19 protein-coding genes and 1 pseudogene are annotated in these 24,970 nt (G+C 44.2%); 15 read left to right on the plus strand and 5 right to left on the minus strand.

Going from position 1 to position 24,970, the window contains the following annotated elements:
* Nucleotides 1-118: 118 nt before the first annotated feature.
* Nucleotides 119-406, plus strand: coding sequence for a GNAT family N-acetyltransferase (locus K6Y31_RS22530; protein ID WP_427901921.1), 288 nt, complete (start codon nt 119-121; stop codon nt 404-406).
* A complete protein-coding gene (locus K6Y31_RS19620) occupies nt 403-1,206 on the plus strand; it encodes a phosphotransferase enzyme family protein (protein WP_233054736.1) in 804 nt (267 codons plus the stop codon). Before K6Y31_RS22530 ends, K6Y31_RS19620 begins: the two co-directional genes overlap by 4 nt.
* Nucleotides 1,207-1,230: 24 nt before the next feature.
* On the opposite strand, the gene K6Y31_RS19625 is transcribed toward K6Y31_RS19620, so the two are convergent.
* Entirely contained in the window at nt 1,231-3,441 is a 2,211-nt protein-coding gene (locus K6Y31_RS19625; RefSeq protein WP_233054737.1) for a diguanylate cyclase, read from the minus strand.
* A 145-nt stretch (nt 3,442-3,586) separates the two neighbouring features.
* Between K6Y31_RS19625 and K6Y31_RS19630 the strand changes: the two genes are divergently transcribed.
* The gene (locus tag K6Y31_RS19630) at nt 3,587-4,225 is read left to right on the plus strand and encodes a sulfotransferase (RefSeq protein WP_233054738.1); all 639 of its coding nucleotides are present in this window, start codon (nt 3,587-3,589) and stop codon (nt 4,223-4,225) included.
* Between the two features lie 36 nt (nt 4,226-4,261).
* On the plus strand, nt 4,262-4,834 hold the full coding sequence (locus tag K6Y31_RS19635; RefSeq protein ID WP_232799691.1) for a MiaE family protein: 573 nt from the start codon (nt 4,262-4,264) through the stop codon (nt 4,832-4,834).
* Nucleotides 4,835-4,892: 58 nt separating this feature from the next.
* On the opposite strand, the gene K6Y31_RS19640 is transcribed toward K6Y31_RS19635, so the two are convergent.
* Nucleotides 4,893-7,187 (minus strand): peptidase U32 family protein, encoded by a 2,295-nt coding sequence (locus K6Y31_RS19640; protein ID WP_233054739.1) that lies wholly within the window; start codon nt 7,185-7,187, stop codon nt 4,893-4,895.
* 133 nt (nt 7,188-7,320) lie between these two features.
* On the opposite strand from K6Y31_RS19640, the gene K6Y31_RS19645 reads away from it, so the two are divergent.
* The 6 genes and pseudogenes from K6Y31_RS19645 (at nt 7,321) to K6Y31_RS19675 (ending at nt 12,689) form a co-directional block, all read left to right on the plus strand.
* Nucleotides 7,321-7,986 carry a glutathione S-transferase gene (locus K6Y31_RS19645; protein ID WP_233054740.1) on the plus strand — a complete coding sequence of 222 codons (666 nt, stop codon included), beginning with the start codon at nt 7,321-7,323 and terminating at the stop codon, nt 7,984-7,986.
* Nucleotides 7,987-8,093: 107 nt separating this feature from the next.
* Nucleotides 8,094-8,603, plus strand: coding sequence for a hypothetical protein (locus K6Y31_RS19650; RefSeq protein WP_233054741.1), 510 nt, complete (start codon nt 8,094-8,096; stop codon nt 8,601-8,603).
* A gap of 54 nt (nt 8,604-8,657) precedes the next feature.
* Nucleotides 8,658-9,305, plus strand: a complete 648-nt coding sequence (locus tag K6Y31_RS19655) for a hypothetical protein (RefSeq protein ID WP_233054742.1) — start codon at nt 8,658-8,660, stop codon at nt 9,303-9,305.
* A gap of 633 nt (nt 9,306-9,938) precedes the next feature.
* Nucleotides 9,939-10,931 (plus strand): annotated as a pseudogene (locus K6Y31_RS22535) (transposase).
* A gap of 569 nt (nt 10,932-11,500) precedes the next feature.
* On the plus strand, nt 11,501-12,073 hold the full coding sequence (locus tag K6Y31_RS19670) for a hypothetical protein (RefSeq protein WP_233054745.1): 573 nt from the start codon (nt 11,501-11,503) through the stop codon (nt 12,071-12,073).
* On the plus strand, nt 12,063-12,689 hold the full coding sequence (locus K6Y31_RS19675; RefSeq protein ID WP_233054746.1) for a hypothetical protein: 627 nt from the start codon (nt 12,063-12,065) through the stop codon (nt 12,687-12,689). Before K6Y31_RS19670 ends, K6Y31_RS19675 begins: the two co-directional genes overlap by 11 nt.
* A 125-nt stretch (nt 12,690-12,814) precedes the next feature.
* Here K6Y31_RS19675 and hisIE read toward each other — a convergent pair whose 3' ends face one another.
* The 3 genes from hisIE to K6Y31_RS19690 all read right to left on the minus strand — a co-directional run bounded on the left by hisIE (nt 12,815) and on the right by K6Y31_RS19690 (nt 15,693).
* A complete protein-coding gene (gene hisIE, locus K6Y31_RS19680; RefSeq protein WP_233054747.1) occupies nt 12,815-13,447 on the minus strand; it encodes a bifunctional phosphoribosyl-AMP cyclohydrolase/phosphoribosyl-ATP diphosphatase HisIE in 633 nt (210 codons plus the stop codon).
* Nucleotides 13,444-14,217: an imidazole glycerol phosphate synthase subunit HisF gene (hisF, locus tag K6Y31_RS19685; protein WP_233054748.1), complete on the minus strand. Its 774-nt coding sequence runs from the start codon at nt 14,215-14,217 to the stop codon at nt 13,444-13,446. The genes hisIE and hisF overlap by 4 nt, the downstream gene beginning before the upstream one ends.
* Before the next feature lie 261 nt (nt 14,218-14,478).
* The gene (locus K6Y31_RS19690) at nt 14,479-15,693 is read right to left on the minus strand and encodes an MFS transporter (RefSeq protein ID WP_233054749.1); all 1,215 of its coding nucleotides are present in this window, start codon (nt 15,691-15,693) and stop codon (nt 14,479-14,481) included.
* A 217-nt stretch (nt 15,694-15,910) separates the two neighbouring features.
* Between K6Y31_RS19690 and K6Y31_RS19695 the strand changes: the two genes are divergently transcribed.
* From K6Y31_RS19695 to K6Y31_RS19715, 5 genes are all read left to right on the plus strand, one after another.
* A complete protein-coding gene (locus tag K6Y31_RS19695; RefSeq protein ID WP_233054750.1) occupies nt 15,911-17,860 on the plus strand; it encodes a TonB-dependent receptor domain-containing protein in 1,950 nt (649 codons plus the stop codon).
* Nucleotides 17,861-18,073: 213 nt separating this feature from the next.
* A complete protein-coding gene (locus K6Y31_RS19700; RefSeq protein WP_233054751.1) occupies nt 18,074-19,267 on the plus strand; it encodes an isochorismate synthase in 1,194 nt (397 codons plus the stop codon).
* Nucleotides 19,264-20,904 carry a (2,3-dihydroxybenzoyl)adenylate synthase gene (locus tag K6Y31_RS19705; protein ID WP_233054752.1) on the plus strand — a complete coding sequence of 547 codons (1,641 nt, stop codon included), beginning with the start codon at nt 19,264-19,266 and terminating at the stop codon, nt 20,902-20,904. Before K6Y31_RS19700 ends, K6Y31_RS19705 begins: the two co-directional genes overlap by 4 nt.
* A gap of 1 nt (nt 20,905) precedes the next feature.
* Nucleotides 20,906-21,832, plus strand: coding sequence for an isochorismatase (locus K6Y31_RS19710; protein ID WP_233054753.1), 927 nt, complete (start codon nt 20,906-20,908; stop codon nt 21,830-21,832).
* On the plus strand, nt 21,829-24,969 hold the full coding sequence (locus tag K6Y31_RS19715) for a non-ribosomal peptide synthetase (RefSeq protein ID WP_233054754.1): 3,141 nt from the start codon (nt 21,829-21,831) through the stop codon (nt 24,967-24,969). The genes K6Y31_RS19710 and K6Y31_RS19715 overlap by 4 nt, the downstream gene beginning before the upstream one ends.
* Nucleotide 24,970: the final 1 nt, after the last annotated feature.

Consider the following 24,970-nt stretch of genomic DNA (forward strand, 5'->3'; position numbering starts at 1 on the left):
AAAATCTTAAGTTCGCGCATCTTTCTGTTTGGTTTTTTGTGTTTTGGCGAATTCATTAGATCATACGGAAAGATGCCATTCTACTTAAATTTATGATTTTTAATGAAATCATCAGGGGATTCCTCAGGGTTATGCACCAGAAGGTGCACAAGCCGCATTAGCATTTGCGTTTGACCAGCTCGACCAACCAGCTATTTATGCTTTTACCACCTTAACAAATTCACCGTCACAGCGAGTGATGGCTAAGCTGGGAATGATTAATATAGAGCAAGATTTCTTGCACCCTAAATTAGCACCCGATCATCCTTTAGCACCACATTGTCTTTATCGCATCACCAAACAACAATTCACCAAACAATTCATCGAACAGCAATCCAACAAACAGCAATCGCAGGCCGGGCCATGACACAATTGAATACAACGGATGAATTATTACCAAATGAACACGCCGCTAACAACAAAGTTACCTTACAACACCATCGAGTGTACCGTGAAACGGGTAGCTGGACACCCGCGGTACATCAGCTCTTAACCTATTTGGCAGAGCAGCAATTTGAGGGCGTACCACAATGTTTAGGTATGACACCTGATGGTCGTGAAGTGTTGACTTTAGTGGCAGGTGAGGTATGTGATGGGCGCTTAACAGGCGAACAAACCAACGATAATACCCTACAAAGCGCAGCAAAATTTTTACGTCAATTTCATGATTGCAGTGCACGTTGGTCGGAAAAGGGCAGTCAAAGTGACTGGATGTTGCCAGTGCGAGAGCCGGTTGAGGTGATTTGCCATGGCGACTATGCACCTTATAATGTGGCTTTTAAAGGCGAGCAAGTTATCGGTTTATTTGATTTTGATACCGCTCATCCTGGACCAAGAATCTGGGATTTAGCCTATGCCATATATTGTTGGGCGCCTTTTAAAACTCACCCTAATGACGCGATGGGAACGCTGGGTGAACAAATCAGCCGAGCGCGACTATTTTGCCAAGCTTATGGCTTAGAGCATGGGCAACGCGTCACACTGGTCGATAATATGATTGAGCGATTAACAGCGTTAGTGAGTTTTATGCAAGCGCAGGCAGAGCAAGGCAATCGCGATTTTCAGCAGCACATCGCCGCAGGGCATCATTTGTCGTATCTGCACGATATCGACTATCTGACGAGTAATCAGAATCAAATAACTCAAGGATTACTAACTGATCCCTAGGCATTATTATCTATCCAAATAACGCTAACCGAGTATGGCGCGATTTCGACCGGCATGCTTGGCTTGATAAAGCGCCTGATCAGCTCGTTTTAACAATGCTCGGCAATCTGTTTCATTGCGGTGGCTTGCTACGCCCATACTCACGGTTAACGATTGAATATGCTCAAATGGCAGCATCGCAATCTTTTTGCGCAGCCGTTCAGCTATTTGAAACAGCTCGGTCTCGATGGTGAGAGGGCAAATAAGTAGAAACTCTTCACCGCCCCAGCGCGCCACTAAATCAGATTCGCGGGCAAGGTAGCGTAATTGTTTAGCGAACTCGATGAGTATTTCATCGCCAATTTGGTGGCCATGGCAGTCATTAATACTTTTAAATAAATCAATATCGATCAAGATCACCCCAAAGTCATATTGATTGCGCTGCGCCAATAAAAATTCATGTTTTAAGGTTTGATTTATTTTTTTTCGGTTCCAAAGACCGGTGAGTTCATCGGTATTAGCGAGCAAAGCAAGCTCATCATTTTTCTTTGCCAGTAACAGATTCATTTGGTTTACCTGCTCAAGGGCAAGGGCGGTTTTATGCTTCTCTTTGCGCAGAGAATAGTTCCAAAGCAATACGGCAATAATGATCGCTAATAAGCCTAAGCTTATTTTAATCACCCCTTGGTAATGGTTTTTAATTTTATATTGGGTTGTTACCCATTTATTATATATTTGCTGGTTCTCTTTTTTATCCATGAGGTTAATGGTTTTTTGAAATAAACTCGCCAGCTCGGGTAAGTCGGCACGCGTCGCTACAGTCAGTTCCATATCATAAGGGATCACATCCACCACTTTTAAATTAAAATTTGGCTGCGTTAGCATGATATGGCGAGCAATAATGGCCGAGCCGATATATGCGTCCGTTTGTTTATTATTAACCGATTCTAATGCTTGCTGTGAATTTACAGCGTCAACAATGTGTATATTAGGATAGTGCTTACGAATAAATTCACCCAACAAGGTGTCTTGAACCATGGCGACTTTTTTATTTGCTAAAGAATTTAAGTCAGACAGCGTTTGATTTGCTTGTTGTGTAATAATATTGATTGGACTGGTGACAATTGGCGAAGTATAGCTAATGCCTTGGTTGTGTTGGCTTGGCTTCATCGCCAGAGTTGCGACATCACATTGACGTTGGCCTAATGCTTGAATTGTTTCTTGCCAAGAGCGAGTAGGGTAAATATTTGTTTTTAGGCCTAAGCGACTTGTTAATATAGCAAGGTAGTCCTTACTCATGCCGTCATGTTTACCTTTAGTCAGGGATTCAAAGGGCATGCCATCGGGCGTTACGCAAACGGTGATCCTTTGTTGCTGTTTTAAAAACTGCACTTCTTTAGGGCTAAATGGGATGGTATTTTGATCGCCATAGCGATCGCTGCCAAACCCACCTAGCCAGCGATTTCGCAGTACTAACATTTCGTCTGCTGTGACACTGGCTAAGCCTTTATTAATAATGCTGACCAATTCAGGTTTATCGTTACGTAAGCCAAAAGTGAGATCGAAAGGTTTTTTGCCCAGCACAAAACCAACCTCAATTAGTTTTTCTAAGCCGACTAGCTGTGCCACATAAGCATAAGACTCGTCTAACACGGTGAAATCAGCTTGATCTGAGACCAGCGTCTTAATCATGTCATGAATACTATCAACATAGACAGGGCTTATATTCATGCCAGTTGCCTTTACCATACGCTCAAAAGCAAGGTTGCCTTTTTGCAGTGCAATGCGTTTGTTTTCTAAATCGTCAATATTTCTAATATTAAGGGGGTTACCTTTTTGTACTAGTACTACGGAATATAACTTTGTATAAGGTTTAGAAAAATTCAAATAGGTTTTACGATCTTCATCTGGGCTAGCGGTACTGATGCCGTCAAACTCTCGACGTTTAGTGCGCGCTTGCATCTCTTTCCAGTTTCCTAAAGCCAGTTTGATCTTTAATCCGGTTCGCTCACTGATTATATTCACTAAATCAGCATCGAAACCACTCACGCTGCCATCAGCATTTAAAATGGTAAAAGGTTCAAATGAATCGCCACTGGCTAAAGTGATAGCAGGATTGTTTTGAATAAAAACCTGCTCATCAGCACTGAGTGCAACAGTTGAGTGGTCTATTTCATGGCCAAAACTCAATTTAGAAACGCAACAGGTGAAAAATAATAAGGTAAGTTGTAGATATAATTTAGTGAACGTAATCATCCGTTGATCTCAATTATCTTAAAATGCTAAAAATTGGTCATTAATACTATGCTTAGCAATTAGCATACCCAAAGCTGTAAAATGCTTATTACTTGATTAATATTTAATTTTGGCGTTATGTTACAGGGTTTTACTGGAAGGAAAAATGATTAATTTGAAAAAGGTTTTTATTATTGGATTACCGCGCACGGCGACAACAAGTGTTTGTTTGGCGACGCTAAAGATGGGATTAACAACAGCTCATACGGCTTATACACGCCGTACCTTTGAGCAAGCCCAAGTGTTAGCCGACACGCCGATATTTGCCGATTATGCTGAGCTAGATATACTTTATCCTGATGCTAAATTTGTTTATTTAACACGGGATCTAAAAGATTGGATCCCTTCAATACGACAATTATTATTACGCATGTTGACTAATTTAATGCGTGAAGATGGCGGGTTTAATCCTATTTTAAAGCGCTGTTATAAAAGGGTATTTTCACCATTAACGTTAGAAAATATCCATGACGATAACTTTTTGACACTTTGCTATGAGCGTCATCTTGCGCAAGTGAAAGCCCATTTTAGCAATAGACCCAAAGATTTACTGATTATTAATGTTGCCGAGCCACAAAGTTACCACTCTTTACATGATTTTTTAGCGCCGCCGAGAGCCCTTGATGTTAACGATGGATTTGAGCGTATCAACATGGCGGGCAAAGTAACGGCATGGAAGCAAATAAAGCACCCGTTGAAGGTAGAATCAACTCTAGGAGGGAAGGTTGAAACGTTGCACTACTAGCAGGTAGAATCCCCCTCATTTTGCAGAGCCAACATTATGTTTGAATTAAAATACCACACGCCCTTTGCATGGACCGAGGCTGTGTTAGCTGATTTTGACGCGTTTTTACAAGATCACGCTGGGGCGGAAAAAAAGGCCGCAGGCATGGCAATGGCGATGTTATCTCATTATCCCGACCGCCAAACATTAGTACGCGCCATGGCGGATTTGGCGATTGAAGAAATGATCCATTTCAAGCAAGTGGTTAAGTTGCTACAAGCGCGCGGCGTAAACTTAGCCAAAGACGAAAAAGACCCCTACATCAAACAAGTGAGATCGTTATTTCGTAACGGCAGTAATGAATTTTTTATGGACCGATTAATCGTCGCGGGGGTGATAGAAGCGCGCGGTCACGAACGCTTTGACTTAGTGGCTCAAGCCTTACCTGAGGGTAAAGAAAAAGATTTTTATGTCACCATTGCCAAATCAGAAGAAAAGCACAAAAACTTATTTATTGAACTGGCGTATGAATACTTTGATAAAGCTGAGGTAGACGAACGTTTAGAGCAAATACTGGTTGCTGAAGGTGAGATTTGCAGCAAACTCGCGTTTCGGGCGGCATTGCATTAGGGTTGTATTAAAAAACTTGAACAAGAAGTGCGTGACGCACTTCTTGTTCATGGTTCATTTACAAGCCGTTTTGATATTGCTGGTAAGTCGACTCAGGCACTAAGTTCGCTAAAACCTGACTGGCCTCAGATTGACCGCTAAGCAAGGCTTCAAACTGTTTGATCAATGTAATTTTGTCCGGCGACTGCCTATCACCTGCACCAATATCCGTTAGATCAATCATAAAGCCATCAAACAAATCACTAAGATCATCAATAATCTCGGTATTTAAAAACTGATCTTGGTTATAAATACTTGGGTATCCCGCTTTTTGCTTATCGATAGCAAATGAATCCCCTTTCAGGTTTTTAATGCTGGTGGATTTATCACATGACAGCATGCAGCCATTATCAATGCGCGGTTTTTCACAGCCCACACTCTGCTGGAAAAAGCACTGACGGCTCGCCATTAGCAAAATCGGGTGATAAATACTGTAGAGCATTTTGAAATTCTTCGGTCTTGCGATGTGACGGATTTGCTGCTTGCTGATTTCGTTAGAAATAAACGCGCCGCGACAATCGAAATTTTGTTGCAGTGACAACAACACATACGAGTTGGTGGTATTGAGCAGCGGCCCTGCGATCCAATTAATGCCAAGGCGCTGGGCGTGATAAGCAATGCCGGTGTTGTTGGTGACAATTAATGGCGGCTTAACTTGTTCTAAAATATTCAACGCTACGTCAAAGTCTTTGCCAATTAACACCGCGGGAAACCACGGGATCAATCTCGGATTCTCTAGTAAGAAATCGACATATTTAGTGCAGCCACGCTTGTACGCATCGGGCAGTTTAAAGTAAATATCACCATCGGTCACGTCTGCCAGCGCGGCATCGGCGGGGTCGCAAATCAGCATCGAAAGTAACGGTGCTTGCCCGCTGGGCTTGGCGTAATGTTCAAGTTTAGGCAGGGTAACTTCGGGTACTGTCGCAATGCCATCATTTAAGTAAGCCAATAGGTCATTCTTAAGCTGAGTAACTTCTCGATATGGAATACTTAAACCGTCGGTTAGCGCAGCCGTATCAAGAGCCACTAATTCATAGTTTGCGTTGGCAATGTTTTTAAAACGCTTTTCGATTGTTTCTTGATCGACGCTTAACTTTTCACTTGGCTGCATAGGGCTTTGTGAAGTCAATACAGTGGTTTTAGTTGCATTGTCGGCATTGATTAAATGGTCATTTTGCGCTGTGATCACGGTTAAGGTTAATGGCTTGCCCTGTTCGCTGGCAAACTGCAGTGTGAGCTTGATTTTATCGATGCTCAAGTGCGCGATTTTTTCATCAACGCTGGCATTTATTTGTTGTTTGTCGGCATGGAGTTGCTGCTTGGCATCAAAAATCTGCACCACTGAAATGGCGTCGCCTTGGCTGGCTTTGAATTTTTCCACCGCGTGGTGTTTTGAATGATCCCGTGGGTTATCAATAAACATCGACTGGTTTAAATCACCGCGCAAAAAGGCATTGGTAAAATCGCGATTGAACACCTTGTAAAGTCGTTCGCCATCTTGGGTGAGCTCGCCCGTTTCAATATAACCATCAATTTGTTTACGAAAGCTGTCGATCACCGTGTGAACGTAGTTAGCCCCTTTAATGCGTCCTTCCACTTTAAACGAATACACGCCAGCATTGATCAACGCGGGTAAATCAAAAAATGCCGAGTTGTCTTTGATGTTGAGTGGGAAGTTGTTGCCTGACTCGGTGGTTTCATATTCCTCGCGACAGGCTTGGCTACAACGCCCGCGGTTACCTGAGTTACCAGCACTGGCCGAGGTGGAATAACACAGGCCAGAAAACGCGATACACAGCGAGCCATGAACAAACACTTCTAGTAGGGTATCGTGCTGCTGGCCAACTTTGGCAAGTGCGGTGATTTCACGTAAGTTTAGCTCGCGTGATAAGTTAACGCGGCTGGCGCCAAGCTGTTTCAGAAACGGAATTTGCCCGGCATTATGGGTGGTGAGCTGGGTAGATGCGTGAATATCCAGCGTCGGGAAGTATTCACGCAGTACATATAATAAGCCGATGTCTTGCACTATCACGCCGTCAAGGGTCGTATTCACTAAGCGGTTGAGCAATTTAACTAAGCTTTTAAATTCGTGCTCTAAAATCACGATGTTGAGAGTTAAGAAGATCTGACAATCATATTGATGGGCAAGTCTGATGGCGCCAACGAGTTCATCGAACGAAATATTGGCCGCGCGATTACGCGCATTAAAACTGTCTAAGCCGCAATAAACGGCGTCAGCACCCGCAATAATTGCGGCTTTAATGGCGTCAATATCACCGCCGGGGGCTAATAATTCAATCTTTGGCTTCATCACTTCACAAGGTCTCGGTTAACATTAAAGGGCGAATGTTACCCGTATCTGGTGCCAATGAATATCTTTGCGGGGCATTTATCCTTGTTGTCTTCATGTAAAGGCGATGTTAATAGCCATGGAAAATGAAAATATGACTAATAAAAACAAACCATTGCCCGTGATCTACTCGCTGCGCAATTGCCCCTTTGCCATGCGCGCCAGAATGGCCATATATCAAGCACAATTGCCGGTAATGCTGCGTGATATCGTATTAAAGGATAAACCTGCTGAAATGTTAGCTGCTTCGCCTAAGGGCACGGTGCCGGTATTAGTTACCCGTGATGGCATGGTGATAGAAGAAAGCCTGGAAGTGATGTTGTGGGTGTTAAGTGAACAAGACCCAGCAGATTTATTAATGAGTGGTGACGCCGCGCACTTAGATGAAATGCGCACTTTAATTTATCAGTTTGACAGTGAATTTAAGCCGTGTCTTGAGCAATACCGAGCGGCCAAGCGCTACCATGAGCCAACCTTAGACAAGTGTCGTAGCGCTTGTGAAAGCTACATCGCACAGTTAGAGGTGCGTTTATCGCAGCATCGCTATTTAATGAGTGAGCGTGAAAGCCTTGCCGACCTTGCCATATTACCGTTTATTCGCCAATTTGCGCGGGTAGAGCGCCAATGGTATTTGCAGTCTCCGTATCCGAAACTACGCCAGTGGCTAAACTTGTATTTACAAAGCAAAATGTTCAGTAAAGTAATGGCCAAACATGAGCTTTGGCAGGTGAACCAGCAAGAGGTGTTGCTGGTGGAATAATAGAGTTTTCGACAATAACAGCGCAGTGGTACAACTATTTTGAAAAAACGCCACCCGCCGCATAACCATACTATCTAGCCAGTTTCTATGAGCTGGTGCAGTCATGTTTGATTTTTATCAATCCGCTCAGCATTAGCATCTCATTTAAATTTTCAGTTAATAACGAACTGACAGTAGACTTGCTTGTCGCAAACCAGCACACAAGATTTGGCAATTGTTGTGGTGGCTTGGTGTTTGAAGCTGGCAATGCAGTTGGAATATTTAGGTGGGTGTCCCAGCTTTTATTCCCAAGGAACGGAAAAGCTTTTTGGGGCGAATGGTTAAAGATGAATCCAGACTCTCTAAGCCACACAAACAAGGCTTTAATTGAAGGACTTAACCCGAGAACTGGAGAGAGGTTATACCGTACAAATAAGAAGGGAATAAAGGTATACTACGATCACATTGCTCCCAGAGTTGACAATACATGGATAAAGCACTTTCCAGAGCATAAAGATTTTAAATTTCAAAGAATCGAGCATCATCATGTTGATGAGGGGCGTTGGGCTATTCCTTTGCCTTGGGACCTACACCGAGGAAAAGGAAACTATAATATTTGGCATAATTTTAACGATTAGTGAAATAATCATTTAATGGTCAGGCCTCGTGTAAATGGATAAAAAAGAGATATTATGAATAAAATGAACAACCCTAGTGAAATTAACAGTTTTTTTGAGTCTTATATTGACTGGATAACCGAACTTTTTCCTGAATTGCCAGTAGGGCATCCAATGAAAGGTTCTGAAGCGGATAAGTTGATTGAACACGAGTATGCCATATTTAAGTCTGACATGTTGAGTGATGATATTCTCAAGCTCTCAGATAATCCTGATATACCAAAATATTATTTGGAATTTTTATCGGAGTATAGTTATCGAAACCTTGAGGTTCCGTTATTCTCATTTCCTTCTACGCACCCTGAGGATGGTTTACGTGAAATTAAATCTGATATTGGACGTTATATTGAGTATGGGCTGGTTCCGTTTGTTTACGATAAATCTGGCACCGGATACTACTCTATAGACCTTCGTCAGGAGGAGGCAGTAGTATTTTACAAAAATGATGAGCGTCCAAGCTTGACGGTAAGAAACAAGAAATTGGCATCGTCATTTTTGTCAGTCCTAATATTTCTTAAGGAATACCTGGACTGGGGGGGGAATATTAGTGGTCTGGATGATGAGTACAAGCCTGAAGCATTAGCCGAGCTAAAAGGTATTGATTCGCAAATTGGTGCTGTTTGGGAAGACTGGTGGTTGCCACGCCTATTGTTCAATGCATAGCTTAATTTAGAAGAGAAATAATGGGACATCCAGTGCGCCGAGCTAAATCGGTAGAAGATTGGAGGTGAAAGCCCTCTGACTGGTAAGACCTAGCAAGTCGCCAGTACCCCGAGTCATGGGCGGCGTGCCGTGAGGCACGCGGTTAAGCGTTGACAGGGGAAGCCATAGGCTAAGTATTGAGCTGCGTAATCACCCTTTATGTGTGTTGACCTTGTTGGATGAAGGGGAAAGCAATATAGACCTGAGGCGTTATGCGAGTTTCAGGCTAACACGTCGCAGTCGTAGACCTTACGCATGTGGTGATGTCTTTTATGCGGAACTCGGGAGGTCTTGTCGTTAGCTTGCGGAGCAGGCAGCAACTAGGAAGCGAAAGTGCATAGCTAGTTGCCATTAACGGCAAGAAGTCGGATCCATTCATAGTAGTGAGGAAGCAGACGAACAATCATGGTCAGTGTTTAACGCATTACCCTTGAGCGGAGTCCGTGGAGCGAAGGGATGGAACAAAGAGAAAGTCGATCAACAGGCGTACGACCATGACTCAGAGCATGGTGAATAGCGGACACCCACCACTTTTTGCGCTAACGCACATCCTGAGCCATAGTTTAAAAACCACTTATGGAGCAGGATGTGGCCATGACTTTGCCTCGCGGGCAGTTGATCTGCCCTGAATCAACGCCTTACTATCATGTCACCAGTCGCTGTGTGCGCCGTGCCTTTTTATGCGGTATCGACCACTATACTCAGCAGAGTTACGAGCATCGCAAGCCTTGGGTGTTGGATAAACTAAAGCAACTAGCGGACATTTTCACCATCGATGTCTGCGCTTACGCCATTATGAGCAATCATTACCATTTGATATTGCATATTAATTTGCTTGAGAACCGCAATCTATCTGATAGTGAAGTTGCAGCGCGTTGGCAGCAGATGTTTGCCATGCCCATGCTGGTAGATGATTGGTTAATGGGAAAAGAGCAAACAGGTGCAGAGCAAGCGGTAGTGGCTGAATTAATTGCTGAATGGCGCAGTCGCCTTAAAAACATCAGCTGGTTTATGCGCTGTTTAAATGAAGACATTGCGCGCAAGGCCAATCAAGAAGACCGCTGCAAAGGGCATTTTTGGGAGGGGCGCTTTAAAAGTCAAGCCTTACTGGATGAAAAGGCCCTGCTTACCTGCATGACTTACGTTGATTTAAACCCCATCCGCGCCGATATGTGCCAGCGTGTTGAAGAGCAATAATTCACCTCGATTTATGAGCGTATTCAGCAATTTAAAGCGAAGCAGAATGACCAGATTGTGAAATCCGAGCTGTTACCCTTTGAGCGCCAATTCGATACTCGACAACCCCATGAAATCCCGTTCTATTTTGAAGAATACCTGCAACTGGTTGATTGGACGGGTCGTGCCATTCGCGATGATAAGCGCGGCTATATTCCCGCCGATGAACCCAAGTTATTACACGAGCTGGGTATTGAACAAGATAGCTGGTTGCAACTGGTCAGTTACTTTAGCCGAAGTTTTGGCAGCGCCGCAGGCAGTTGGGAGCATCTGACTGCCCACAGTAGAAAGGCTGGCCACTGCTGGACGCGAGGACAAACGGCATGTAATCGACTGAGTGGGTTGGGATAATATTTTCCGCAGCACAAACTAACTGCGTAACTTGCTTAACAGGCAGGATTGCTCACACCTAAAAATTACACATCCAGTCAGAACTACGGATTTCTAATAACATTGTAGCCAAACCTTCCATCCATTAATGAATCAGCAGCGAATCCTTACAGCAGATCTAGCCTTTTTCGCTGGCTTTTTGCGCCATCAGATAGCTAGATTATTTAGATGGCTGTCCGATATTAATAGACTGAGTGGGTTTGGATAAAACTAACCTGAAAAAAGCTGCCCGTCGCATAACCATACTATCTAGCCAGTTTCTATGAGCTGGTGGAGCCATGCCCAATTTCTATCAATCCGCTCAGAGCTTAGCATTTCAGTTCAATTTCCAGTTTTAACTGAACCGACAGTAGACTTGCTTGTCGCAAATTAGCAAACAAAATTTGGCAATTGTTGCGGTGGCTTGGTATAAGTTTGCTTAATTATTTGGGTGGGTGTCCCAGCTTTCCTTTTCCAGCTTTCCCATAGGTGGGTGTCCCAGCTTTCCCTTTCCAGCTTTCGCATGCGCAATAACTAATAAAAGGTTGTCTATGAAGAGCAATGTAGGATTAAAATTGAGTTTTTTTACTAAATATAAGTTGTATCGAAGAGGGTTTGATTTTCGCTTTGTTGTTATATTTATGGCTATTGGTTTTATTGGGATTGTTCAGAGTCGTTATTTTAAACCTTTTCCGGATAATAAGCTTCTCAGTCAACCACAAAGTGTTTTTTTAACAGGGGTTGTTTATGTTAAGCAGAAAAAAGGAGAGTTAATTAAATTTCTGACTGCGGATCAGTTGAAAGTGCTTAATGACAGTATACAGGCTGGGGCTAAAAACCGTTACAGGCATGCTAAAGCCTCTTTTGATAAGCATCCAGATAGTTCAAGATACTGCTCTGTGGTAATTAATCTCATAAATAACCCTTTCAGCAAGGTGCAGTTATCAGGTCTTGTTGAATTAGATTTTAACAAAGGCATAAATCATGTTAGTTTGCGAAGTTTTTCTTTTGGTCATGAAAATGTTAATAGTAGTCGCCACGCTAATGAGCGAATGGATCAGGTGATTACGCTGCCTTTAGATTTTTTGTTAGAAATTGCTGGAATAAGTAAAAATGATTGCTGAAAAGCTGAAAGTACAAGATTACATTGTTTTTTTTATGATGGAATTAGTGGTTGGTTTTTTTATTTTTTTTATTTTTTCATACACTTTTTCTCATTTTATTTCAACTAAAGGTTCAGAGTTAAGTGTGGAGGATTTTATAAATAATGAGAGTGTCTATACAAAGGAGTTTAGACAGTGGGGGGTGACATCATATATTTTATCTTATCGAGAAAATGAACATTCTATTAATTTTGAAGAAGTTCGATTAAAAGATTCTGTTACCTATAATAGTTTGTCTCAGCAACTTCTTGAAGAGAGAAAGTTAATTCAGCCAGTTCCAATAAAACAAACCCTAGCTACAAGGTGTCTAATTACATTGGTTCCTAGAGAAAAGCCGGAAATAAATTACATAGAAAATGATGAGCTAAGAAGAGGGTTTGTAACCTATCCTATTCTTTTTCTGGACAATGAAATTAGAAGTTTACCAAGAGTGTCCTCAGAATTTTTTTATAATTTTGAGCATATGATTTATGCGGATAAAAAAGGGGTGGTGTTTAACGACCCTGAGTTTGTGTTGTTGATGAAACATGCGTTTGCAGAATTGGCAAATAACAATGACTTTTCATGCTTATATTAGCTAAATAAAGCTATGACTATCGTCAACTAACTTGAAAAACGCCGTACATGGGAGGATTACCGGAAACCTTGAAAAAAAACCGCCAGCGGCGGTTTTTTCAATTAATAGGTTATTATCTCAAATTATTAAAAACGAACAGCTTTTTTACCGTGACGAGATTTAAGTTGGTTAACCACTTCTTCTAGCGCTACGCCTTCGTTTTGCAGTAATACCGTTAGGTGGTATAGCAAATCGGCGCTTTCACAAATTAGCTCTTCGCGATCTTTGGCCATGGCTGCTAGGGCGACTTCAACACCTTCTTCACCGACCTTTTGGCTGATGCGTTTAGTGCCTTTAGCAAATAGGGCGGCGGTGTAGCTTTCGCTTGGATCAGCGGCTTTACGCTCGGCCAAAAATTGCTCTAAGTGGGCAATGAAGGTCATGGCAGGCTGCTGCTCGTTTTCAAAACAGCTGACATTGCCTAAATGACACGTTGGGCCGATGGGATTGGCGGTGATCAGTAAGGTGTCGTTATCGCAATCAGGGGTGATTTCCACCACTTTTAAGAAGTGACCTGAGGTTTCACCTTTACACCAAAGGCGCGATTTAGTGCGGCTAAAGAAGGTTACATTACCGGATTCGATAGTGGCGCTTAAGGCTTCTTGGTTGACATAGCCTAGCATGAGCACTTGTGCTGAAACCGCATCTTGTACAATCACTGGCATTAAGCCATCAACTTTATCCCAATCTAGGGCACTTAATTTTTCTTCGTTTATCATAATCTTATGTCAACCCCTTGAGCGATGAGATAGGCTTTAAGTTCGCCAATATTGATAATGGATTTGTGGAATACGCTGGCCGCGAGTGCGCCATCGACATCAGCTTTGTTGAATACATCCGCAAAGTGGACCATTTCTCCCGCGCCGCCAGAGGCGATTAACGGTACCGTGCAAATTTCACGTACTCTTGATAACTGCTCTAAGTCATAACCACAGCGCACGCCGTCTTGGTTCATTACGTTCAGTACAATTTCACCTGCGCCGCGTGATTGCACTTCTTTCACCCAGTCAAAGGTGTTCCAGCGTGTGGTCACGGTGCGCGACTCATCACCGGTGAACTGTTTTACTTGGTAGGTTTTGGTTTCATCGCAATAGTAAGAGTCGATGCCGACAACAATACATTGCACGCCAAATTTATCAGCTAAACGGTTAATTAAGCTTGGGTCGGCAAGTGCAGGGGAGTTAATTGATACTTTATCGGCACCAAACTCAAGCACGCGCTTAGCATCGTCTTCGGTTTTAATACCGCCAGCGACACAAAACGGAATATCGATCACTTCTGCAACGCGACTTACCCAAGATTTATCTACCACGCGCGCGTCAGAGCTTGCTGTAATATCATAAAACACTAATTCATCTGCGCCTTCTTCGGCGTAGCGTTTAGCTAAAGGTACGATATCGCCAACAATTTCGTGGTTGCGAAACTTCACCCCTTTAACTACTTTGCCGTCTTTAACGTCTAGGCAGGGTATAATACGTTTTGCTAGCATTCCATGCCCTCTTTTCTAAGTGGTTGATTCTTTGCTGTTATATTCAATTCTTTCACTTCCCTTCACCTTCATATTCACATACAGGTAAATTTTTTGGACTTATATTTTGCATAAATATTCATCTTTTAATACTTATGCGTCCATTTTATCGGGGTAATATATAACAAAATACATTGACGGGATACACGCCTAAGGGCTTGAAATTGACTTCAAGCCCAGCTGGATTGGAGCAAATTAAACTGAAAACAGATTATCTTGCTGTTACGCCACACTCGCTTCATGCCTTGCGCGTAGGCTGCGCAATAGTAAAAAGATGGCAATAGGGGCGCAAAAGGTGGTGAGTATTGTTAGTGAGGCTAAAGATTGAATGCCGATTAACTCGCCATGAGTATTAGAGGTTAGCAGCACGGAAGATGCCATGCTGGCTGCCCCCGCGGCGAGGCTAGACACCGTACCTTGATAAGACATAAAGGCGGCGCGCTGATGAGGTGCAGGAACACGAGACGTGATTGCAGAAATTGCCGCTGTTCGGGCAGAGCTAAACGCCATGAAGAGTATAAAGATAATATATACAGAGAGTGAGCCCAGTGAAATAAAGCCCAAATAGACAGTCGCGGCAACGAACAAGCTGCTTATCCATAAGGTTGACATGATCCAACCCTTATCAATCGTTCTACCAAAAAAACGCATTGCCACTAAGCTCGCCACCCCACCAAACAAATACAGCAAACTAATATGTTCTCGGGGAAAATTAAGATTAAATTGAAAGAATGAGGATAAATTTGGCACCAATAAGAAGTGGCCAAACATACTGATGGCCACTGCACTACAAGCGATAATAACCGCAGGGCTAAACAGCATATTTGCATGGCTGGCAGTCGGTTGATTATTAGGCTTCAAATGAGCGCGTAAATTTGGCATAAAGTGCCAACAAAAGCCTGCTAACACCAAACCTAATACACCAAAGAAATAAAAGTTTACTTGCCAAGATACTCGTGCCGAGAGCTCTAACGACAAGGGCACCATGATAATAGCCGCCAACGAAAAGCCACTGGCGACAAAGGCGACGGCTTTTCCTCTTTCTTTTATATCGGCTACATCAATCACCGATGCCATCATCAAGCCACTAACTGGGCCAGCGAAACAGCCAGCAAGAATAAATAGAGTAAGCAGTTCACTTTGGGTTGTAGATAAACCACACAGCACAATAAACACAGAGCGAACAACTAAAAAGCCTATCAACGCGTGCTTACGATCAAACCGGTCTAAATAAGGTGCGATGAAAAAACCCACCAAGGCCGATGCTAATGTGGCGCCACCACTAATATAGCCAATATGCTCGGCTTTCATGTCTAAATGAGTAACAAAATCAGCAGCGAGTGGCATCACCATCATTAACGTTGCAATAGACAGCATATTGATTAACAGGGCTAATCGCAGCACGTATTTTTTTGCCTTACTATTTTGCAGTTCCATGGCTATTCACATTGATTAAAAAGGCAAGGATAGTAACCAAAACTCGTTTTACATTCAATAACGGTTCTCATTATCATTTTTGCTTCTGGTATAAGGTGGCCTGCAACGTCCACTTTTTTTCTGAATATTGAAAATAGTCAATATCTAAATACTTGCTATTGATCTTACAAATAACAATAGTTATCATTCGCGCCACTATTATCATGGAGTTGTGGCAATGAACCAAATTCAAGGGAAAAAACAGTTTTCAATTAGCTTAATTAATCAAGCGCTGCTGGCGGCAGGTTTATTATCTTCGTGTCACGTGATGGCAGCTCAAGCTAATAATGAAGCGATTGTTATTACAGCGACGCAAACCAAGCACACAGAGCTAACGGCGCCTGCTTCAGTTTCCTATATCACCCGAGAAGAGTTGGATAAGCTGAATGTTAATGACGTGGCACAAGCGATTAAACATTTACCCGGTATCAATGTTAACCCCGGTACATCATACGGGCGCAACGAGATTAAAATTCGTGGCCTTGATTCCGATTACACTTTGCTGTTGGTGAATGGCCGCCGAGTAAACTCTCGAGATGCATTAACCTCGGGCTACGGTAATGATTTTGATCTATCTACCATCCCGATGACGGCTGTTGAACGCATCGAAGTGATCCGCGGCCCGATGTCGTCACTTTATGGTGCTGATGCGCTGGGCGGTGTCGTTAACGTTATCTTACGTCAACCAAGCGAAACCACAAACGGCTCAGTAGGTTATCAATTTGATGGCATTACTCAGGGACAAGGCGGAGATACTAACAAGGTAAATGCTTATATCAGTGGCGCGTTAGTCCCTGAAAAATTACTCGCCAACTTGATTATCGAAAAAAGCGATCGTGATGCTTGGCGAACAAAACTAAGCAAAAACCCAGATGCTGATGCGTTAGAAGCGCGTGAAAAATTGAATATTTATTCCAACGTGAAGTGGCTGTTAAGTGCCGAGCAAGACGTGGACTTAGATCTGATCTACAGCAAAGATGATCGTGATGCTGACTGGAATAACTGGGGCAGAGCGGTGAACAATGTGCAAGAGCTTGAACGAATTAATGCGGCATTAACCCACAAGGGTTATTGGTCGGCATTTGATTCCACCTTGCGCTACAGCTATGAGTCTACTGACTTAATGGATAATTCAGGTCTCAATAAAGCAGTGGGCGATGTTAATCAAACTAACCAAGCCATTGAAGCACAACTGTCGGGTTACATCGCGTCTCATTTGGTTACCGGAGGGGCTGAGTACCGCAAGACCAAATTAGAGAACAACCTGACGCTAGGTTCAAACACGGTAGATTATGACCAATCGGCCATTTATATCCAGGACGAATTTGATCTCGGTGAGCTGTCTTTGACTGTTGGCGGTCGCTTTGATGATCACCAAGTATATGGCGGTGAATTTAGCCCAAGGGCTTATGCGGTATACAGTATTACCGATAGATGGGTAGTCAAGGGCGGTATTGGTAAAGCATTTAAGGCCCCGGGTCTAAATCAGTACAGTGATGCCTATGGTGTTACTGCGTGTCGCGGCGCTTGTACTGTAGTTGGTAACCCAGATTTGAAAGCGGAAACGTCAGTAAGCTACGAGCTATCAACTGGTTATGAGGCAGAGCAGTTTGGTGGCAGCTTAACGTTATTCAATAATGAAATTGAAGACATGATTAAAGCTGAAGCATGGGATCGAGTAAAAACCTCATTAAGCTACATGAACGTAGATAAAGCGACTATTCGTGGTATTGAATTGTCAGCTTGGTTCGATGTTTCTGACTCGCTAAGTATTAACACCAACTATTTATTGTCCGACTCCGAAGACAACAGCACCGGTAAAGAGTTGACACTAACGCCGCGTAATACTTGGAACGCACAGCTAGATTGGCAAGCAATGGAAAACCTATCGACTTTTCTTGCTTACAACTACACCGGGTCTCAGTTCTTAGGCACGTCTTTGTCACAAGAAAAAGCCAGTGCTTATTCAACCCTAGATGTTGGCGCGCAGTATGAAGCGATTAAAAACCTGACGTTCAAAGCCGGTGTCACCAACTTAACCGATGAAGACCGCGATGATATCGCAGTGAAATACGATTACATCCTCAAAGGCCGCAGTATCTATGCCGGCGTTGCTTACGATTTTTAATCGTCAAATGGGAGTAAGCCCAGCGCTTACTCCCAGCTTGCAACAATAACAACGATTAACACCATCAAGATAAAACCAGCTGTCTGGTTTAGATAAAAATAATTATAAAGCAATGTGAAGCAATGCAAATGGCAGATCTAGCGCCTTAGATCTTCGAACAATATTGAACGAGTGAAACTCGCGTCAAGGATTTGCATTAAAAGGGGTTGTGTTATGCAACAGACACCAAATCAAGCGCTATCTTATAATCTTGCATCGTTTTCACCGCATAACGACTGTTTGTTTAGATCGGAAGATCAAACATTAGTCGCATTAAATGTTAGTCAGCGAATTGTTCAGCCTGCGGTAGGCGGTGAAGATAAAGATAGTCTATTCCAAGCAGCAATACAGCGCGCATTTGAACTAGAAAAGCAAAAAGGTAATGATAATCCAATCATCGTGGGCTCAGTGCCTTTTGATGTAACTCAACCATCTTGTTTATATATTCCACAAACGGCATTTTTTGTCGACAACATGGATATCGCACTGTCTGGCGAGGGCCAACAACAAGAGCAAATCCTGTTGTCGCATATGCGTAGCGAGCCCGATGAAGCAAGCTTTAAAGATGCGGTATGCAAAGCGGTCAATCAGTTTGCTTTGGGCGCCCTTGAAAAAACCGTCTTATCACGAGTGTTAAACTTGTCGTTTTCTGACCCAGTGTCACCCCGAGCAATTCTCGCAAGCTTATGGCAACAAAACCCGCAAGCCTATCATTTTTCGGTGCCACAAACCCAAGGCAGCGTGCTGTTAGGGGCCAGTCCTGAGTTGCTTATTCGTAAGCAGGGTACGCAGCTTATTTCCAACCCGCTAGCGGGGTCAGCAAAGCGTCAAAGTAATCCAGCGCTTGATCAACAGATCAGTCACGCGCTTTTACAATCAAGCAAGGATCGTTATGAACATCGGCTAGTGATTGAGGAAATTGCTCGGCTGCTCAAGCCACATTGTCAGCAACTTGATGTTCCAACAGCGCCATCGCTGATTAATACGCCAGCCATGTGGCATTTATCAACCCGTATAGAAGCTGAACTAGGTAGCAAGGATATGAATGCGTTGCAGCTTGCTTGTTTGCTTCATCCAACGCCAGCAGTCTGTGGTTACCCCTTTGATTTATCAAAACAAGCCATTGCGCAATTGGAGCCGTTTCAACGCGGTATGTTCAGTGGAATGGTGGGTTGGTGCGATTCGCGTGGCAATGGAGAATGGGTTGTTACCATACGCTGTGGTGAAGTTAAACATGACCAAGTTCGTTTGTTTGCCGGGGCCGGTATCGTGAATGGCTCATGTTCAAATGCAGAATGGCTAGAAACACAAGCAAAATTCGGCACTATGCTGAAGGCGTTTGGCTTTAATGAACAGGAGGCCAAATGAGTATCCCATTCACCCCATGGCCAGAGCCACTGGCGAAACGCTATCGCGAAAAGGGCTATTGGAGTGGCCAGCCACTGGTCGACATTATTACACGGCATCAAGCAACCGCAGCCGATGATCTTGCGTTGATTTGTGGCGAACGTTGTTATCGTTATGCTGACCTTGATAGGCTCAGCTCTCATCTAGCGTCACATTTGCATCAAATAGGCTTGCGGGCAGGCGCTACCGCATTGGTGCAACTGCCTAATATCGCTGAGTTTTACCTCGTATATTTTGCTTTACTTAAAGTGGGCATTGCGCCAGTTAATGCTTTGTTTAGTCACAATAAAGTTGAGTTAATGTCGTACGTTGAACAATTGCAACCTGAAGTGGCCATTGTGTCTTCGCAACATGCCTTATTCAAAGATAACGCTTTTGCACAGCAATTACGCGCTATTTGCCCAGTGTTAGATCATTGGTTGTTAGAAGGGGAAGCGTCATGGGCACACTCGCTTAGCGCCTTGTTTGATTCGCCAGCGGCGAATGTGTCAGCTACGGACTGGCAATCTACTTCGCCCGATCAAGTTGCATTTTTTCAACTGTCGGGCGGCAGCACGGGTACGCCTAAGCTGATCCCACGAACCCATGATGACTATTACTACAGTGTGAGAGCCAGCGCCGAAATTTGTCAGATAAATACCGACACTCGTTATCTTTGCGCACTGCCAGCGGCCCATAATTTTAGCCTTAGCTCACCCGGCAGTTTAGGCGTGTTTTACGCTGGTGGAACCGTGGTATTAGCCACCGACCCCAGCGCAATGACTTGTTTTCCACTGATTCATAAGCACGGCATCACCGTCACCGCGTTAGTGCCGCCTGCGATCACTTTGTGGCTACAAGCCGCGAGCAGTTTTCCTGATTATTTAACGACCCTTAGCGTAGTGCAAGTGGGTGGTGCCCGTTTAAGCGAAGCGTTAGCAAAAAGGATCAAGCCAGAGCTTGGTTGCCAATTACAACAAGTGTTTGGCATGGCGGAAGGCTTAGTGAATTACACCCGATTAGACGACGATGAATGGCATACTTTTCATACTCAAGGTCGCCCTATTAGTGAGGATGACGAAATCAAAATCGTCAATCAAGCGGGGGAGCGTGTTCCGACTGGCGAGGCTGGGGCACTGTTAACACGCGGTCCTTATACCTTTCGCGGTTATTACTTGAGCCCTGAGCACAACGAAACTGCATTTGATCAAGAAGGTTTTTATCGCTCGGGTGATGTGGTTAAGCAAACTGAATCGGGCTACTTGATTGTGGTGGGTCGTGATAAAGACCAAATCAATCGCGGCGGAGAAAAAATTGCCGCGGAAGAAATCGAAAATCAATTACTGACGCATCCCAGTATTACCAACGTCGCGATTGTGTCGATGCCTGACCCCATAATGGGCGAAAAAAGCTGTGCTTTTGTCACTCGGGAAGATGAAACCTTAACCGCGATGGCACTTCGTAAGTACCTTCGATCCCTTGGTGTTGCGGCATATAAATTACCCGATCATGTTGAATTTATTGATCGTTTACCAGAAACCCCGGTTGGCAAAATAGATAAACGCCAATTGCGTCAACTTATACAGCAAATTAAATTTAAGCAAGTGAAGGAATCTTAATATGGCCATAACCGCGCTCTCAGCATACCCATTACCCCGTATCGAGGATTTTCCAACCAACAAGGTGTCATGGACTTTTGATCCTAGCCAGGCCGTATTTTTAATTCATGACATGCAAGAGTACTTTGTGAGTTTTTATGGTGCAGAAAACGCTTTGATCGACGAGGTTATCGCTAATCTCGTGTCAATTAAGGCTTATTGTAAAGCGAATGGCATTCCTGTTGTTTATACCGCGCAACCAAAAGAGCAAAACATTGCTGACCGAGGTTTACTGACGGATATGTGGGGGCCGGGGATTAATCAATCGCCAGAGCAACAAGAAGTGGTATCAGCGTTAGCACCTGAGCCAGAAGACACAGTGCTAGATAAGTGGCGCTATAGTGCTTTTCAGCGTGCGCCACTTGAACAAATAATGAAAGAGTTAGGCCGCAATCAGCTATTAATTGGCGGCATTTATGGCCATATCGGTTGTTTAATGACCGCGGTTGATGCATTTATGCGAGATATTAAACCTTTTATGGTTGGCGATGCTGTTGCCGATTTCTCTAGAGATGATCACGACATGGCGCTTAAATATGTCGCCACGCGATGCGGACAAGTCGTCACTACCGCATCGGTGACAGAGCAAGCCACACCAGCGATCAACCAGGCCGCCAATGCCACCAATGAAACGACCAATGGAGCAGAGTCGCCTATCACCAAAGCAACATTACAAGGAACGATCCTGTCATTAATTGATGAGCCTGAAGATGAATTTGATGCGGATGAAAACTTACTGGATTACGGCTTAGATTCGGTTCATGTCATGTCGTTATTAACGCAATGGCGCAAGCAAGGTATTGAACTCAATTTTGTTGCTTTGGCCAATGAGCCAACATTAAACAATTGGTGGCAGTTGATCAGTGCGCAACAAGAGGCGCAAATATGAAGCAGTTAAATACCGCGCAGCAAGGTCTTTGGCTGGGGCATACACTTAATCAAAACAAAGCCTTATTTAACACGGCTGAATGCATTGTTTTTCAAAGTGAAATACAAACACCTTGGCTAGCGCGCGCAATTCAACAAACAGTGCAGGAAATAGCGTGTTTATCATGTCACTTTGTCAGTGATGATGCCAACGTCCCTTATATGCAGCCCGCCACGCTGCCGGCTCAGCTACCCACTGTCCGGCTCGATGAAGTAGATGAGGTTGCTGAAGCCAGCCTTGTTAGTGCATGGGCAGAAAAAGACATTGAGATCCCTTTTGATTTAAGCAAGGAATTACCTTGTCGGTTTACCTTATTAGAAGGGCAAACGAAACAATATTTGTACACCTGTGTGCACCATATTGCATTGGATGGCTTTGGCACAAGCTTAATGTTTCAGCGAATTGCCGAGATTTATTCAGCCCTTGTTAACGACAAGGCGATTACACCAAGCCCCTTTGGTCAATTTGATGCAGTGCTCGCGGAAGATCAGCAACGCAAAGAATCGGGCGCTTATCAGAAAGCGCGAGACTTTTGGCTTTCTTTGCTGACAGCGCAATCTCCCGCGTCTTCTTATGCAGAAAAAGTGATGCCCATTTCAGCCCGTTTTCATCGACAGTCGGGTCATATTGATGGGGCAACATGGCAACGAGTGCAGCATCTTGCGCAAATGAATAAAGTTACTTGGGTAGATGTTCTATTAGCTGCCATCAGCGTGCACTTAAGATGCTATACCGGCGACAAGCAAGTGGTCATCGGCATGATGGTAATGAACCGTATGGGATCAAAATCATTAACGGTGCCCTGTATGCAAATGAATATCGTGCCATTAGTGGTAGATATTGAAGACCAAGACCAGCTAATGGACGTGGCCAGCAAAATTGCCAGTCATAAAAAGAAAATGCGCCGTTTTCAACATTATCGTTATGAGGATTTGCGCCGTGATATCAACCGCGTTGGTGGCGAGCAGCGGTTGTTTGGCACCTTAGTGAACATCATGCCCTTTGACCATCCGCTGAAATATGGCGATGTTACTGCGCAAACGTTGAACCTGAGTGCTGGACCTGTTGAAGATTTAACCATAGAGATACACAGTCAAAATGAAGGGGCTCCTTTATTGGATATTGATGCGAACCCAAGTGTGTATCAAGCACAGCAAGTGGCGTCGATTAAGCAAGAGTATCTTGATCTGCTTGAGCGTTGGTCAGGCGCGCCCGAGGAAACCGTAGTAACACTGTTGAATAGTTGTTTTGCGCGCGAGCGCGCGCAGGCGATTATTGCTGGAGCGCCGCTAAATGAACCAAGGATTACGGGTTGTGCGCTTACTCAGATCCGTCATTGGGCTGAGTATACACCTGAGCGAATTGCCATCCGCTATCAAGATCAAGTGTTGTCTTATGGTGAGTTGTGGCAACAAACGCAGCAGGCCGCTGCTGCTCTTAATCAGCAAGGGGTGAGGGCTGGCGATCGAGTAGGGGTTGCGTTGCAGCGATCGCCAAAGCAGATCATTAGTACCTTAGGGGTGCTGTTATCTGGCGCTGTTTATGTGCCGCTCGATCCTGAACAGCCATTGTCGCGCCAACAAAGTATTGTGCTACAAGGGACCATAAACACCCTGATCACCCAAGCCGAATACCAACATCAACTTGCCCCCTTAGCCGTCGCTAAGGTGTTGCTAGCTGGAAGTTTGAGCGCTGAGCCTTGTTTTGAATACGCAAGCACCGCGCAAGATAGCGCTTATGTCATGTTTACCTCCGGCTCAACTGGCCAACCGAAAGGCGTTAACATCAGTCACGGGGCATTGGCCCATTTTGTTGCCAGTGCTCGCCAAGCTTATCAAGTTGGCTGCGATGACCGCGTATTGCAATTTGCGCCGTTTAATTTTGACGCCAGTATTGAAGAAGTGTTTGTTACCTTAACCGCAGGCGCAGAGCTGGTGCTGCGAACAGATGCCATGCTTGAATCCATGAACGAATTTGTGGCGTTTATTGAAGCGCAGCAAATAACCTTATTGGATTTACCTACCGCTTTTTGGAATGAATGGGTGGTTAGTTTAGATAGCGGTATGGTTAAACTGCCCCATTGTTTAACAGGCGTGATCATTGGCGGTGAAGCCGTTTATCCAGAGCAACTAGCTAAGTGGCAACGGGCGGTAGCAAGGGATGTTTTACCGTTAAATCAGAGTATTCGCTTGTTAAATACCTACGGGCCGACGGAAGCCACGGTGGTTGCAACTTATTGTGATATTCAGCATGTCGCGACGAATGTTAGTCAGCTTCCCATTGGGCAACCGCTGCCGGGTGTAGCAGCATTAATCTTAGGCAAAGGGGATAAACCAGCGCACAGCGGTGAGTTAGTGTTACTCGGTCCGACCTTAGCTCAAGGCTATGTTGGATTACAACACGACGCATTTACTGAACTGCTGATTGGTGACCAATGGCGCCGCGTTTATCGCACGGGTGATCGGGTCAGCTGTGACGCAGATTCTTCTAACAATATCGTTTACCTTGGCCGCATTGATAATGAGTTCAAAATAAGTGGCTATCGGATTAATCCCGGCGAAATCGAGTCGCACTTATTGGCGCAATCTAAAGTGCTAGAAGCCTGTGTTCAAGGCATTGTCTATGACAGTGGTATCCGCCGGTTGGTGGCCTTTGTCGCCAGTAATGAAGCAGATTTATCAGCTAAGGACATCAAGGGCGAGCTGAGCCAAGTGCTGCCCGCCGCCATGGTGCCAACGGATTACCGCGTAATGTCATCCCTGCCGAAAACGAGCAGCAATAAGGTCGACCGAAAAGCGCTATTGGCTTTGTATCATCAAGACACTGAGTTCACTGAGCTGGCGACCGAAACCCAAACCCGCGTTTGCGCGATTTGGCAGCAAATATTAGGCGTGTCAGGGATCCAAGGTCAGGACAACTTTTTTGAGCTGGGTGGCCAATCCTTACAGACCATTCAAATTGTTAACCGTCTCGCCGCTGAGTTTGGCCTTAGTGTGAAGGTATCCGATGTGTTTGATCGCCCAATATTAAGTGAGTTTTGTCATTTTCTGGAGCAGCTGCAAACACAAGGTGAAGATGAAGTGGAAATGGTGTGGTAAG

The sequence above is a fragment of the Motilimonas cestriensis genome (assembly GCF_021295315.1).
GTDB classification, from domain to species: domain Bacteria; phylum Pseudomonadota; class Gammaproteobacteria; order Enterobacterales; family CBDFNC01; genus Motilimonas; species Motilimonas cestriensis.

Coding starts and splice junctions, on each gene's coding strand:
- K6Y31_RS19620 (WP_233054736.1), top strand. CDS start 403: ATGACACAATTGAATACAACGGATGAATTATTACCAAATGAACACGCC.
- K6Y31_RS19625 (WP_233054737.1), bottom strand. CDS start 3,441: ATGATTACGTTCACTAAATTATATCTACAACTTACCTTATTATTTTTC.
- K6Y31_RS19630 (WP_233054738.1), top strand. CDS start 3,587: ATGATTAATTTGAAAAAGGTTTTTATTATTGGATTACCGCGCACGGCG.
- K6Y31_RS19635 (WP_232799691.1), top strand. CDS start 4,262: ATGTTTGAATTAAAATACCACACGCCCTTTGCATGGACCGAGGCTGTG.
- K6Y31_RS19640 (WP_233054739.1), bottom strand. CDS start 7,187: ATGAAGCCAAAGATTGAATTATTAGCCCCCGGCGGTGATATTGACGCC.
- K6Y31_RS19645 (WP_233054740.1), top strand. CDS start 7,321: ATGACTAATAAAAACAAACCATTGCCCGTGATCTACTCGCTGCGCAAT.
- K6Y31_RS19655 (WP_233054742.1), top strand. CDS start 8,658: ATGAATAAAATGAACAACCCTAGTGAAATTAACAGTTTTTTTGAGTCT.
- K6Y31_RS19670 (WP_233054745.1), top strand. CDS start 11,501: ATGAAGAGCAATGTAGGATTAAAATTGAGTTTTTTTACTAAATATAAG.
- K6Y31_RS19675 (WP_233054746.1), top strand. CDS start 12,063: ATGATTGCTGAAAAGCTGAAAGTACAAGATTACATTGTTTTTTTTATG.
- hisIE (WP_233054747.1), bottom strand. CDS start 13,447: ATGATAAACGAAGAAAAATTAAGTGCCCTAGATTGGGATAAAGTTGAT.
- hisF (WP_233054748.1), bottom strand. CDS start 14,217: ATGCTAGCAAAACGTATTATACCCTGCCTAGACGTTAAAGACGGCAAA.
- K6Y31_RS19690 (WP_233054749.1), bottom strand. CDS start 15,693: ATGGAACTGCAAAATAGTAAGGCAAAAAAATACGTGCTGCGATTAGCC.
- K6Y31_RS19695 (WP_233054750.1), top strand. CDS start 15,911: ATGAACCAAATTCAAGGGAAAAAACAGTTTTCAATTAGCTTAATTAAT.
- K6Y31_RS19700 (WP_233054751.1), top strand. CDS start 18,074: ATGCAACAGACACCAAATCAAGCGCTATCTTATAATCTTGCATCGTTT.
- K6Y31_RS19705 (WP_233054752.1), top strand. CDS start 19,264: ATGAGTATCCCATTCACCCCATGGCCAGAGCCACTGGCGAAACGCTAT.
- K6Y31_RS19710 (WP_233054753.1), top strand. CDS start 20,906: ATGGCCATAACCGCGCTCTCAGCATACCCATTACCCCGTATCGAGGAT.
- K6Y31_RS19715 (WP_233054754.1), top strand. CDS start 21,829: ATGAAGCAGTTAAATACCGCGCAGCAAGGTCTTTGGCTGGGGCATACA.